The sequence below is a fragment of the Variovorax sp. RCC_210 genome, assembly GCF_041355175.1.
Taxonomy (GTDB): Bacteria; Pseudomonadota; Gammaproteobacteria; order Burkholderiales; family Burkholderiaceae_C; genus Variovorax.
The window spans coordinates 147,036-159,752 of record NZ_JBFUPJ010000009.1 but is presented as its reverse complement, the minus strand read 5'-3'; the positions used below and the strand labels follow the sequence as shown (position 1 = coordinate 159,752).

Annotated in this window: 9 protein-coding genes; 4 read left to right on the top strand and 5 right to left on the bottom strand. The window is 68.9% G+C overall.

Annotation, left to right across the window (positions count from 1 at the left end; genetic code table 11):
- Nucleotides 1–58 precede the first annotated feature (58 nt).
- Nucleotides 59–1,813, top strand: coding sequence for a M4 family metallopeptidase (locus AB6807_RS23855; protein ID WP_371086493.1), 1,755 nt, complete (start codon nucleotides 59–61; stop codon nucleotides 1,811–1,813).
- 195 nt (nucleotides 1,814–2,008) lie between these two features.
- Here AB6807_RS23855 and pmbA read toward each other — a convergent pair whose 3' ends face one another.
- Complete coding sequence (gene pmbA / locus AB6807_RS23850) at nucleotides 2,009–3,379, bottom strand: metalloprotease PmbA (protein ID WP_371086492.1); 1,371 nt, start codon at nucleotides 3,377–3,379, stop codon at nucleotides 2,009–2,011.
- 115 nt (nucleotides 3,380–3,494) lie between these two features.
- Between pmbA and yjgA the strand changes: the two genes are divergently transcribed.
- From yjgA to AB6807_RS23835, 3 genes are all read left to right on the top strand, one after another.
- Nucleotides 3,495–4,151: a ribosome biogenesis factor YjgA gene (yjgA, locus tag AB6807_RS23845; RefSeq protein ID WP_116913038.1), complete on the top strand. Its 657-nt coding sequence runs from the start codon at nucleotides 3,495–3,497 to the stop codon at nucleotides 4,149–4,151.
- Between the two features lie 157 nt (nucleotides 4,152–4,308).
- Nucleotides 4,309–4,899, top strand: a complete 591-nt coding sequence (gene mog / locus AB6807_RS23840; RefSeq protein WP_371086491.1) for a molybdopterin adenylyltransferase — start codon at nucleotides 4,309–4,311, stop codon at nucleotides 4,897–4,899.
- Nucleotides 4,900–4,912: 13 nt separating this feature from the next.
- Nucleotides 4,913–6,055 (top strand): hypothetical protein, encoded by a 1,143-nt coding sequence (locus tag AB6807_RS23835; protein ID WP_371086490.1) that lies wholly within the window; start codon nucleotides 4,913–4,915, stop codon nucleotides 6,053–6,055.
- Nucleotides 6,056–6,111: 56 nt separating this feature from the next.
- Here the strand turns inward: AB6807_RS23835 and AB6807_RS23830 are convergent, their stop codons facing one another.
- The 4 genes from AB6807_RS23830 to czcI all read right to left on the bottom strand — a co-directional run bounded on the left by AB6807_RS23830 (nucleotide 6,112) and on the right by czcI (nucleotide 12,658).
- The gene (locus tag AB6807_RS23830) at nucleotides 6,112–9,333 is read right to left on the bottom strand and encodes an efflux RND transporter permease subunit (protein WP_371086489.1); all 3,222 of its coding nucleotides are present in this window, start codon (nucleotides 9,331–9,333) and stop codon (nucleotides 6,112–6,114) included.
- Between the two features lie 9 nt (nucleotides 9,334–9,342).
- Nucleotides 9,343–10,740 (bottom strand): efflux RND transporter periplasmic adaptor subunit, encoded by a 1,398-nt coding sequence (locus tag AB6807_RS23825; RefSeq protein WP_371086488.1) that lies wholly within the window; start codon nucleotides 10,738–10,740, stop codon nucleotides 9,343–9,345.
- Between the two features lie 20 nt (nucleotides 10,741–10,760).
- Entirely contained in the window at nucleotides 10,761–12,185 is a 1,425-nt protein-coding gene (locus tag AB6807_RS23820; RefSeq protein ID WP_371086487.1) for a TolC family protein, read from the bottom strand.
- Nucleotides 12,186–12,283: 98 nt separating this feature from the next.
- Entirely contained in the window at nucleotides 12,284–12,658 is a 375-nt protein-coding gene (czcI, locus tag AB6807_RS23815) for a cation efflux protein, CzcI family (protein ID WP_371086486.1), read from the bottom strand.
- Nucleotides 12,659–12,717: the final 59 nt, after the last annotated feature.

Sequence of the window (12,717 nt, the reverse complement as noted above, 5' to 3'; positions counted from 1 at the left end):
CAAGCGGCGGTCGGGTCGGTATGTGTCTACCCCTTACATCACCTTTTGTGGAACGCGTATGAAAACCAGGCTCAGAATTCTCGTGGTCGCAGTGCTGACCTTGGCGGGGCATTCAGCCTTCGCCGCCGAGGCGGACCGACAGGCGGCGATCGACCGCGCACTGGCGTTGATCCAGACCAACCCGTCGAACTTCAACGTTGCGCCGCCCCCTGCCGCCTCACCCTACCCTTCCCCCTCACACTCGCCTGCACCCTCGGGCCGGTCGATGGCATCCAGCGCCGCCGCCCCGCCGGCACTGCCCGGCAGCGGCGATCAGTTCAAGGCGCGCGACGTGATCGTGGACAAGGACGGCACCGAGCACGTGCGCTTCGACCGCTATCACGACGGCCTGCGCGTGATCGGCGGCGACGTTGTCGTGCATTCGAGCCAGGGCCGGCTGCTGCCGCCCGACCTGACGCAAAAGAGCGCCATCCGCCTGCCTGAAACGCTGGGCAAGGTCGGCGGGCGCACCGTGATCCAGAACGCGCCCGACATCGGCGCCGAGCGCGCGAAAAGCATTGCCGCGCAGAGCTTCGCCAGCGCGGTGCTGCGCTACGGCACGCCCGAGCTCGTCGTGTTCGCGCGCGACGAGACACCGGTGCTCGCCTATGCGGTGCGCGTGTACGGCAGGGCCACTGCGGCGCACGGAAGCGCCGTCGTGTACTACGTGGATGCGCGCGACGGCAAGCTGCTGGACGCCGAAGACCTGGTGCACACCGCGGCCGCCACGGGCACCGGCAAGTCGCTGTATTACGGCGACCTGCAGATCGCCACCGACCAGACCGGCAACAACGCCTACCGCATGGTCGACCCGACGCGCGGCGGCGGCGAGGTGATCGACGGGCGCGACTCGGTGGCCAGCGACCTTGGAGACTCGCCCGACCTGGTGCCGTTCACCAGTCCCAACAACAAGTGGGGCAACGGCGCCACCACGGACCGCAAGACCGTCGCGGTCGACATCAACTACGGCCTGGCCAAGACCTGGGACTACTACAAGGACACGCACGGCCGCAACGGCATCTTCAACGACGGCAAGGGCGTGCAGAGCTACGCGCACGTGCAGTTCCTCAACCCGGACGGTTCCACCACGGGCGCGAATGCCGCATGGCTGAGCGAAGGCCGCATGATGGCTTACGGCGACGGCGAGGCGGGCACCTCGCTGCCGAAGCCAGTGGTCTCCATCGACGTCGCCGGGCACGAGATGAGCCACGGCGTGAACCAGGCCACCGCGAACCTGGCCTACTCGCGCGACGCCGGCGGCCTGAACGAGGCGAACTCCGACATCTTCGGCACCCTCGTCAAGTTCTATGCGAACAACGTGAACGATCCCGGCAACTACGTCATCGGCGCAAGGATCCTGCCCGGCGGCCTGCGCAAGATGTACAAGCAGGACGTCGACGGGCGCTCGTCCGTCTGCTATCCGCAGGGCGGCTTCAAGAGCACGCAGACGAATCCCCGGCACGACCCGCACCTCTCGTCCGGCGTGGGCAACCGCTTCTTCTACCTGTTGGCCGAAGGCGCGGTGGTGCCCGCGGGCGAAAGCAGGCTGACGAAAAGCGACCTGGTGTGCAACGGCGACACCGGCCTTGCAGGCATCGGCCGCGACAAGGCCGGCAGGATCTGGTACCGCACGCTGACCGTGTACCTGAACTCCAGCTCGACGTACCCGAATGCGCGCGCGGCATCGATCCGCGCGGCCACCGACCTGTACGGCGCCAACTCGGCGGAACAGGCGGCGGTTACCCGCGCCTGGAGCGCGGTGTCGGTGCAATGACCTGTTGATGTGATGCGATGAGGGAAGACGGTGCGGCGCGGCGCCGTCTTCTGCCTCAAGCGTATTTCCATGCGACGCTGCAGATTCAGGCCGTGCTGGCGAGCGGCGTGAAGCTTGCTCATCCTGCAGGTCACTGGAACCAGTCCGTGGGTCTTTCGGGTGAGCGCCGCCCACGCAACGGAGGCTGGCGCAGCCTCAGCTGCCCGCGACCTTCATCCGGTTCACCAGGATCGACCCCGTCGTCTTGGCGCCGAAGGTATAGGCATCCGCGCCGATGGCCTGGATGCCCATCAGCATGTCCTTCAGGTTGCCGGCGATGGTGATTTCTTCCACCGGGAAGGCGATGCGACCCTTCTCGACCCAGAAGCCGCTGGCGCCGCGCGAGTAGTCGCCGGTCACGTAGTTCACGCCCTGGCCCATCAGCTCGATGACGAACAGGCCCGTGCCCAGCTTGGCGAGCATGGCGTCCAGGTCGTCGCCGTGCTTCGTCAGGCGTGAGCTCAGCGTCAGGTTGTGCGAACCGCCGGCGTTGCCGGTGGTCTTCATGCCCAGCTTGCGGGCCGAGTAGGTCGAGAGAAAGTAGCCTTCGAGGCGGCCGGCATCGACGACCTTGCGCGCCCGGGTGATCACGCCTTCGTCGTCGAAGGGCGAGCTGCCCTTGCCGCGCATCACGTGCGGGTCTTCAGCGATGTCGATGTGCTTGGGCAGCACGGGCTTGCCCAGCGAGTCGAGCAGGAAGGTGCTCTTGCGGTAAAGCGCACCGCCGCTCACGGCCTGCACCAGCCCGCCGAGCAGGCCCACGGCCAGCGGTGACTCGAACAGCACCGGGCATTCGGTGGTCTTGATCTTGCGCGACTTCAGCCGGCTGAGCGCGCGCTCGGCGGCGTAGCGGCCCACGGCCTGCGGGCTGGCCAGTTCGTCGGCCGCGCGCATGGAGCTGTACCAGGCGTCGCGCTGCATGTTGTCGCCCTTGCCGGCGATGGGCGCCACCGAAATCGAGTGCCGCGAGCTGGCATAGCCGCCGCGAAAGCCGTGCGTGTGGGCGCTGAAGAAATGGCTTTGCTGGGCCGAGACGCCCGCGCCTTCGCTGTTGGTGATGCGCTTGTCGGTCGACAGCGCCGCCTCTTCGCACTCCAGGGCCAGCTTGGCGGCCTGCTCGCTCGTCACGTCCCAGGGATGGAACAGGTCGAGCTCGGGGTGTTCCTTGGCGATGTCGGCCTCGTCGGGCAGGCCGCTCACCGGGTCTTCGGCCGTGAAGCGGGCAATGTCGTAGGCCGCCTGCACGGTCTGGGCGATGGCGGCTTCGGAGAAGTCGGAGGTGCTGGCGTTGCCGCGGCGGTGGCCCACGTACACCGTGACGCCCAGCGACTTGTCGCGGTTGCGCTCGACGTTTTCGAGCTCGCCCTTGCGCACCGAGACGCTCAGGCCGCAGCCCTCGGAGGCCTCGGCCCCGGCGTCGGTGGCACCGAGCTTCTTGGCGTGCGCCAAGGCCGTGTCGACCAGGTTTTCGAAGAAGGAGCGGCTGTAGGCGAAGCCGGAATCGGCGCGCGAGGAGGATGTCGTCATGTGGTGGCTATGATACTTGCGCCCCCTGTTTCACGTTTACCCCCCAGCTTCCCACTGCACATTGCACGCATTGCATGCGTTGCAACACCGCACGGTGCGGCCCAGAATCCATTCCATGTCCCGCAAACCCAAAAAAGGCTATTTCGTCCGTGGCCAGTTCGTCGCCGAAGGCAGCGAGCTCGACCTGGAGCTCAAGCGCGAGCTCAAGGGCACCGACGACGCCAGCCGCACCGACCTCAAGCGCGAAAGCGACGAGCTGCAGAAGCTGGGCACCGAGCTGCTCGGCCTGCGCGCCGCGCTGTTCGACGCCCTGCCCCTGGGCGAGAAGCTGGTCGACGCCGTCGCCGAGGCCAAGCGCATCACCAATTTCGAGGGCAAGCGCCGCCAGATGCAGTTCATCGGCAAGCTGATGCGCAAGCTCGACGAACCCACGCTGGAGGCCGTGAAGCTCGCCCTCACCGAGCAGAACACCGTGCCGGCCGCCGAGGCCGCCGCCCTGCACGAAGCCGAACGCTGGCGCGACCGGCTGATTGCCGACGACGACGCCCTGGGCGGCTGGATAGAAACCCACCCCGCCACCGACTCCCAGCAACTGCGCGCCCTGGTGCGCCAGGCCCGCAAGGACATGAAGACCGGCCCGGCCGGCGAGGCGCCGCGCCAGGGCAAGGCATACCGCGAGATCTTCCAGCTGGTGCGCGCGCAGCTGGCGGTGCATGGCGGCGACGACCATGCGGCGGCGGCCGCGGCGCAGGATCGCGAAGAGGACGCGTGAGACGTGTGAGACGCGCGAGCTTCCCGTCTTTCTCCCTCCCCTCCCGGGGGAGGGCCGGGGTGGGGGCACGGCGGCCTTCGAACGGCCGTGGCGTCGCTGGCGCCGCTTGCCCCCATCCCTACCTTCCCCCGGAAGGGGAAGGAGCAACCCCAACGCCATGAACACACCCGACCCCGTCCGCATCGGCATCGTCTCCATCAGCGACCGCGCCTCCAGCGGCACCTACGAAGACAAGGGCCTGCCCTCCCTCAAGGAATGGCTCGGCCGGGCGCTGAAGAACCCGCTCGAGTTCGAGCCCCGCCTCATCCCCGACGAGGCCGAGCGCATCAGCGCCACGCTCGTCGAGCTGGTAGACGCCGGCTGCTCGCTGGTGCTGACCACGGGCGGCACCGGCCCCGCGCTGCGCGACGTGACGCCCGAAGCCACCCTGGCCGTCGCCCACAAGGAGATGCCCGGCTTCGGCGAGCAGATGCGCCAGATCAGCCTGCGCTTCGTGCCCACCGCGATCCTCTCGCGCCAGGTGGCGGTGATTCGCGCGCAGAGCCTGATCATCAACCTGCCCGGCCAGCCCAAGTCCATCGCGGAAACGCTCGAAGGCCTGAAGGATGCCGACGGCGCGCAGGTGGTGCCCGGCATCTTCGCGGCCGTGCCCTATTGCATCGACCTGATCGGCGGACCGTACCTCGAGACCGACGACGCCGTCTGCAAGGCCTTCCGGCCCAAGTCGGCCGTTCGCCCGGCGCGCTGAAGCCGGCAGAACGATGCTGGCGCGCCCCTACAGCACCTACGCCGATAGCGCCAACGCCGCTCGCCTGCTGGCCGACTGCATCGCGCAGGCCGTGACGTGGCGCTGGGCCACCGAATCGATGGGCGAGCCGACGCCCTTCATGCAGGAACACTACGGCGGCGCCAAGCCCCGGTGGCTGGCCGACGACAAGGCCGACCCCGAGCGCCACATGCACCACGGCTTCGACGCCGAGGGCCGCCTGGTGCTGCAGCGCCAGAGCCGCGGTCGCGCCACGGCCTGGCTGCACGAGGCCGATGGGCGCACCGGCGTGGACCTGCAGGTGTACGAGGGCGAGCCCTCCGTCAGCACCGTCACCCGGTACCGCCATGCGGGCGGCCTGCTGGTGGCGCAGCACATCAGCCACGGCCACAAGGGCCTCGACACACGCTACGAATGGCAAGACGGCCAGTTGCAGCGCGCCGTCACCTCCAACTGGGCCGACGACCGGAAGACCTGGGGGTGCCAGGACGTCTACCGCTACGACGAGGCCGGCCGGCTGGACACCATCACGCTCGAATACCTCGATGACGACGGCACGCCCAGCGGCGAGACCCGCCTGAGCTACCGCCGCCCGCGCAAGGGCGAGACGCTGGCGAGCGTGGCCGCCAGGGTCGAGGCCCTGCTCGTCGACGCGATCACGCACGCGCTCGCGCAGGTTCCCCGCGACGAGAAGCTCTACGCCCTGTTCATCTGCTATACGCAGGAAGACTTCGGCGCCGCGTGGCCGCCCTTTCTGGTGTGGGGCCGCGAGCCCTACCGCCGCGCGATCGTGGAGGCCGGCGAAGAAGTGCGCTACTACCTCTGGGCGCCCGACGAAATTCGCTCGGTGCAGGGCGATGCGCACGAACGCTGGTTCGACGACGCGGCGCTGAAGGAGGCCTGCCTGCTGCACGCGCAGTTCATGGACATCGCGCAAAGCACGGCCTCGGCGATGCGGGTGCTGAAAAACCTGGCGGCGCGTTTCAACGCGCCCGCGTCGCAAGCCGTGCTGAACACGACCGACGACTTCGTCGTCGCCTACGCGGACAACACGGGCGAGATCGATCCGCTGAAGGCCATGAAGGCCGCTCTCGCGCCCGAGCGCTGGGCCTTGCTGAAGGCGCGCGGCCTGGTCTGAGCCCGCTGTCCTTTCCCCTGCCCGCGCCATGCGAATGGCCGCGGGCAAGGGAACGGTCAGGCGCCGGTCGACCCTTGCGTTGCAGGCACCAGCGGCGCACCGTGCTGGCTGTCGGCGTTCGCCTGTGCCACCTCGTCCTCGTCGCGCCGGTGCGCGATGCGGTACAGCAGCGGCAGCACCAGCAAGGTCAGCGCTGTCGACGACAGGATGCCGCCGATCACCACCGTCGCCAGCGGCCGTTGTACCTCGGCCCCGGTGCCGGTCGCGATGGCCATCGGCACGAAGCCCAACGACGCGACCAGCGCCGTCATCAGCACCGGCCGCAGCCGCGTGAGCGCGCCTTCGCGGATGGCCGCGTCCAGCGGCAGGCCGTTCTCGCGCAGGTTGCGAATGAACGAGATCATCACCAGCCCGTTGAGCACCGCCACGCCCGACAGCGCAATGAAGCCCACCGTCGCCGAGATGGACAGCGGAATGTCGCGCAGCCACAGCGCCACGATGCCGCCGGTGAGCGCGAAGGGAATGCCGGTGAACACCAGCAGCCCGTCCTTCAAATTGCCGAACATGGCGAACAGCAGCACGAACACCAGCGCCAGCGACACCGGCACCACCACCTGCAGCCGCTCGGTGGCCGAGGCCAGGTTCTCGTACTGGCCGCCCCACACGGTCCAGTAGCCGGCGGGAATCTTCACGCCGCGCAGGGCCTCTTCGGCCTCGGCCACGAAGGAGCCCAGGTCGCGCCCGCGCACGTTGGCGCTCACCACGATGCGGCGCTTGCCGTCCTCGCGGCTCACCTGGTTGGGCCCCGGCGCAATGTCGAGCGTGGCCACCTCGCCCAGCGGAATGAAGCTGGTGCGCGCGCCATCGGCCGCCGCGCCCTTGGGCAAGGCCACGGGCAACCGCTTGATGGCCTCCAGGTCGGTGCGCAGGTGCTCGGGCAGCCGCACGATGATGTCGAAGCGCCGGTCGCCGTCGAACAGCGTGCCCGCCTCGCGCCCACCCACGGCGATGGAAATCGTGTCCTGCACATCGCCCACGTTCAGGCCGTAGCGCGCGGTCTTCTGGCGATCGATGTTCACCGTGAGCATCGGCAGGCCGGTGGTCTGCTCGACCTTCACCTCGGCCGCGCCGCGGATCTTGCCCAGCGCCTGCGACACCTCGGCCGCGGTCTTGTCCAGCACCGCCATGTCGTCGCCGAAGATCTTCACCGCCACGTCGCTGCGCACGCCCGAGATCAGTTCGTTGAAGCGCAGCTGGATGGGCTGCGAGAACTCGTAGTTGTTGCCCGGCAGCTTCTCCACCTCTTCCTGCACGGCCGCCAGCAGCTCGGCGCGCGTGCGCCGCGCGCCGCCCTCGGCCACGGGCCATTCGCGCTCGGGCTTGAGCATGATGTAGCCGTCGGAGATGTTCGGCGGCATCGGGTCGGACGCGATCTCGGCGGTGCCGGTGCGCGCGAACACGCGCTCTATTTCCGGAAACTTCGCCTTCAGCGTGCGCTCGAGCTGCTTCTGCATGTCCACCGACTGCGTGAGGCTGGTGCCCGGAATGCGCAGCGCCTGGATGGCGAAGTCGCCCTCGCTCAGGCTGGGCACGAACTCCGTGCCCAGCCGCGTGGCCAGCAGGCCCGACAGCAGCACCGCCACCACCGCGGTGGTGATGACCAGCGGCTTGGCGTTCATCACGCGCGCCAGCAGCGGCGCGTAGCCGCGCTTGGCCCACAGCATGAGGCGGTTCTCCTTCTCGCCGACCTTGTTGCCGATGAACAGCGCCACGGCCGCGGGAATGAAGGTGATCGACAAGATCATCGCGCCCAGCAGCGCGATCACCACCGTGAACGCCATCGGGTGGAACAGCTTGCCCTCCACGCCCGTGAGCGCAAAGATCGGCAGGTACACGATCATGATGATCAACTGGCCGAACAGCAGCGGGCGCCTGGCCTCCTGCGAGGCAGCGAACACCTCGTGGAAGCGCTCGCTGCGCGTCAGCGGCCGTCCGAGCCTGGCCTGCGCATGGGCCAGCCGTCGCACGCAGTTCTCCACGATCACCACCGCCCCGTCGACGATGATGCCGAAGTCCAGCGCGCCCAGGCTCATGAGGTTGGCGCTGATCTTCTGGTTCACCATGCCGGTGAAGGTGAAGAGCATCGACAGCGGAATCACCAGCGCCGTGATGAGCGCCGCGCGGATGTTGCCCAGGAACAGGAACAGCACCGCGATGACCAGCACGGCGCCCTCGAAAAGGTTCTTCTTCACCGTGGCGATGGCCTTGTCGACCAGCACCGTGCGGTCGTACACCGTGACGGCTTTCACGCCCGCGGGCAGCGTGCGGTTGACCTCCTGCATCTTCCTGTCGACGGCCTGCGACACGGTGCGGCTGTTTTCGCCGATGAGCATGAACACCGTGCCCAGCACCACCTCGCGGCCGTTGTCGGTGGCGGCGCCCGTGCGCAGCTCCTGGCCGATGCCGACCTCGGCCACGTCCTGCACGCGCAGCGGAACCCCGCCGGCATTGCCCAGGATGACGTTGCCGATGTCTTGCGCCGACTTCACCTGCCCCGGCGCGCGAATGAGGTACTGCTCGCCGCGCTTCTCGATGTAGCCCGCGCCCACGTTGGCGTTGTTGCGCTCCAGCGCGGTGACCAGGTCGGTCATGGTCAGGCCGTGGGCCAGCAGCTTGGCCGGGTCGGGCGCGATCTGGAACTCCTTGGCGTAGCCGCCGATGGAGTTGATCTCGGTCACGCCCGCCACGTTGCGCAGCTGCGGCTTGATGATCCAGTCCTGTATCTCGCGCAGGTCCGTGGGCGAATAGGGCTTGCCGTCGGGCTTTCTCGCGCTCTCTTCGGCCTCCACGGTCCAGAGGTAGATCTCGCCCAGCCCGGTCGAAATGGGCCCGATCACCGGCGAGATGCCGCCGGGCATGCTCTCGCGCGCCGACTGGATGCGCTCGTTGACCAGCTGCCGCGCAAAGTAGATGTCGGTGCCGTCCTTGAAGATCACCGTCACCTGCGACAGGCCGTAGCGCGAGAGCGAGCGCGTCTGCTGCAGCCCGGGCAGGCCGGCCATGACGGTCTCGATGGGGTACGTCACGCGCTGTTCTGTTTCCAGCGGGGAGTAGCCGGGCGTGGCGGTGTTGATCTGCACCTGCACGTTGGTGATGTCGGGCACGGCGTCGATGGGCAGCTTCTGGTAGCTGTAGATGCCCAGGGCCGCCATGCCGAGCACGGCGAGCAGCACGAGCCAGCGCTGCGCGATGGAAAAACCGATGATGCGTTCGAACATGCGGCGTCCTCAGTGCGTGTGCGTGGCCGAGCTCTTGCCCTGCTGCGACTTCACGACGAAGCTGCCGTTGGCCGCATGGCTGGCGCCGGGTGCCAGGCCGCCGACGATCTCCACGCGCCGGCCGTCGCTGCGCCCCGTCTGCACGTGCTGCGGCATGAAGCCGCCGGGCACGCGCAGGAACACGGTGGGCTTGTCTTCCACCGTCTGTATCGCCTCGGCGGACACCGTCACGGGCGCGTCGGTCTCGGAAGCCACCAGCTCGACGTTCACGAACAGCCCCGGGCGCCAGATGCGCTGCGGGTTGGTCAGCGTGACGCGGGCGGTGGCGGTGCGCGTCTGCGCGCCGATGAGCGAGCCCACGTACGACACCTTGCCGCTGGCCGTCTGCTCGAAGGCGCTGGAGCGGATGGTCACCGGCTCGCCGATGCGCACCAGGTTCAGCTGGTTGGCAGCCACGCTGATCTCGGCCCACACGCTCGACAGGTCGGAAATGGTGAACACGTTGACGTCTTCCTTCACCGACTCGCCCAGCGAGATGTGCTTTTCGACCACCATGCCGTCGAAGGGTGCGCGCAGCTCGTAGCGCCCGAGCGCGGCCGAGCCCGGCGTGGCGCCCAGCGCCAACAGCTTCTGGTTGGCGTTGGCCACTTCGATGCGTGCCTCCTGCATGGCCTGCTCGGCCTGCAGGTAGTCCTGCTGCGGGGAAATCTTTTCTTCCCACAGCTTCTTCTCGCGTTCGTAGGTGGTGCGGGCCAGCGCGAGCCGGCGCTGCGCCGACTGCAGGGCGCTGCGCTGCTCCGACAACGAAGGGCTCGACAGCACGGCCAGCACCTGGCCGCGCTTGACCTCCTGCCCGAGGTTGGCCGACACGCTGTCGACCACGCCTGCCACGCGCGGCACCACGTGGGCGGTGCGGTCTTCGTTGAACCTGATCTCGCCGGGCAGCTGCAGCGCGTTCCTGATGCGGGCCGGGCCGGCGCCTTCGATGGTGATGTCGGCGGCGTTGAGCTGCGCGTCGGTGAAGGGGATCTTTTCTTCGCCTTCGCTGTGTTCCTTGTGTTCATTGCTGCCCGCGGAGGCGGTCTTGCCCTCTGCCTCGGCCTTTGGCTTGCCTTCTTCGTGGTGCTCCTTGTCGCCGTGGCCGGCCGCCTCTTCATGACCGTGGCTGTGGTCGTGGTCCTTGGTTTCTTGCTTGGCGGCTTCCTTGCCGTGGGCGTCCCCTTCTTCGTGGTGCTCGCCGTCCCCATGGCCCGCGGCCTCGGAATGGCCGCTGGCAGCGGGCTTGGAAGGCGAGGTCCGCAGGATCAGCGCGCCCGCGCCGATGCCCAATGCAAGGACGACCGCGATGGCGATCCACTGCTTCTTGCCGACGCGCTCGGCCACGGTGTTGCGTTCTTGTGCGTTCATGGTGTGTGGAGTTCGTTGGGTCAGTGCGCGACGGGCGACGCGGGCAAGGTGGCGGGCAGGGTGGCAGGCGAGGTGGTGTGAGGCGCGGCGAACGCGACGTCGTCGCCCTGGCGCCCCAGCAGCCGGTCGAGTTCGCCGGCCGCGCGGTGCGCGTCGGCCAGCGCCAGCAGGTACTGCGCACGCACCTGGAACAGCGTGCGTTGCGCGTCCAGCGCCTCCAGGAAGCTGAACTTGCCCAGCTCGAAGCCCTTGGTCGCGGCCTTGTAAGCGGTCTCGGCGCCGGGCAGCGCATCGCGTTGCAGCGTCTGGGCAGTGGCTCGCGCGGAGCGCAGGCGCTCGGTGGCCTGGGCCACGTCGGCGCCCAGCTGCAGCTCGGCAGCGGCGAGTTCGTCGCGCGCCTTCTCTTCGCGGCTCAAGGCCTCGGCCACGTTGCCGCGGTTGCTGTCGAAGATCGGCAGCGGAATCGACAGCCCCACCACCACCTGGTTGCGCCGGCCGCCGCCGGTCTCGCCCTCGGACGAAGGCACGCGCTTGGCGCCCAGCGACACCGTCACGTCAGGAATGCGCCTGGCCTGCTCCAGGTCGGACAGCGCACGGCGGCGCTCGACTTCAAGCCTGGCCTGCCGCACGACGGGCGCATCCGCAAGCCGGCCCAGGAGGTCGCCATCCGATGCCATGCCGGGCAGCTGGTCGACCGCGCCGTCCACCCGCGTGAAGCGCGGCGCCGGGTTGCCCCACAGCGCGGCGAGCTGCTGGCGCGCCGAACGCAGCGTGCCTTCGGCCTGCAGCAGCTCGACGCGAATACCCGCCTCGGCCACGCGCGCGCGGGTTTCCTCCAGCGGCGAGACCTTGCCGGCCGCCACGCGGTTCTCCGCGGCGCGCGTGCCCGCCTGCGCGAGCCCCACCGAATCCTGCGCGAGGCGCAGGCGCTCCTGCGCGGTCAGCACCTCGAAGAAGGCGGTGACGGTGGCGGCGCGAATGTCCGCGCGGCGCGCGGCCAGCGCCGAAGCCGCCTGGTCGCGCGCGCGCTCGGCCGCTGTCACGCGCGCGGCGCGCTTGCCGCCCAGCTCGATGGGTTGGCTCAGTTGCAGCGTGGTGGTGCGGTTGTCGCGGCGCAGGTCTTCCACCTGCGCGTCGAGCGTGGGGTTGGGCCAGGCGCCGGCCTGCACGATGGCGGCTTCGGTGGCGTCCTGCTCGCGCGACGCGGCGCGCAGGCTGGGGTTGGCCTGCAGCGCCAGGGCGAGCGCGGCCTGCAGGTTCAGCGCGCCGACGGGCTCCAGCGTGCGAACAGGCAAAGAAGAAGGCGAGGAAGACGTCGATGAGGACGCCGAGGATGACAAGTGGGTGCCGGCGGCAGTCTCGCCCTGTGCGAACTGCGTGGTCTGTGAAAAAGCCGGGGGCGCCGCCATGGCCAATGCGGCCAGCGGCACGAAGAGCGTGCGCATCGAATTCTCCTGGGTTGCAAAACAACGGACGGACGAATTCGGCGAGAAAAGCTCAGCTGTCGATGAAGATCAGAAGGTGCGTCGGTTCTCTCGCCGAATCAACGGGCGAGAGACCAGTCGGGCCGCACGGGCACGTCGGCGATGTGCGAGGCGAAGCGTTCTTGCGCTGCCACGCGAAGGGCCTGCGCCGTGCGCGCGGGCGCCGGGGCCGGCGCGGTGGAGGCATCGGCGTGCTGCGCCCAGCCCGCGTGGCAGACCGCGCAGTCGCCGACCACGGCATTGGGCTGGGTGCTGGAATTTTTCTGCGCACCCTCGCCGCTGTGGCTGCGGTCGGTGCCGCGGCCTTCGTTCTCGTGGTGGCCCCAATGCTCGGGCTGGGTGTCCCGCTCGTGCTGGCAATACGCCGATGCCGCGGCCCAGCTGAGCTGGAGCGGCAGGAGGGCAAGCAGGAAGATGAGGAGCCAGCGGCGCATGGAGGCAAAAAGTATATCGAGCGCCTTCGGCGCGGCCGTCGGGCAAAAGCCCTGCCACT

Excerpts from the sequence above, each read along its gene's own strand:
- mog (WP_371086491.1), top strand. The coding sequence starts at position 4,309 with ATGAACACACCCGACCCCGTCCGCATCGGCATCGTCTCCATCAGCGAC.
- AB6807_RS23825 (WP_371086488.1), bottom strand. The coding sequence starts at position 10,740 with ATGAACGCACAAGAACGCAACACCGTGGCCGAGCGCGTCGGCAAGAAG.
- AB6807_RS23820 (WP_371086487.1), bottom strand. The coding sequence starts at position 12,185 with ATGCGCACGCTCTTCGTGCCGCTGGCCGCATTGGCCATGGCGGCGCCC.
- pmbA (WP_371086492.1), bottom strand. The coding sequence starts at position 3,379 with ATGACGACATCCTCCTCGCGCGCCGATTCCGGCTTCGCCTACAGCCGC.
- czcI (WP_371086486.1), bottom strand. The coding sequence starts at position 12,658 with ATGCGCCGCTGGCTCCTCATCTTCCTGCTTGCCCTCCTGCCGCTCCAG.
- yjgA (WP_116913038.1), top strand. The coding sequence starts at position 3,495 with ATGTCCCGCAAACCCAAAAAAGGCTATTTCGTCCGTGGCCAGTTCGTC.
- AB6807_RS23830 (WP_371086489.1), bottom strand. The coding sequence starts at position 9,333 with ATGTTCGAACGCATCATCGGTTTTTCCATCGCGCAGCGCTGGCTCGTG.
- AB6807_RS23835 (WP_371086490.1), top strand. The coding sequence starts at position 4,913 with ATGCTGGCGCGCCCCTACAGCACCTACGCCGATAGCGCCAACGCCGCT.
- AB6807_RS23855 (WP_371086493.1), top strand. The coding sequence starts at position 59 with ATGAAAACCAGGCTCAGAATTCTCGTGGTCGCAGTGCTGACCTTGGCG.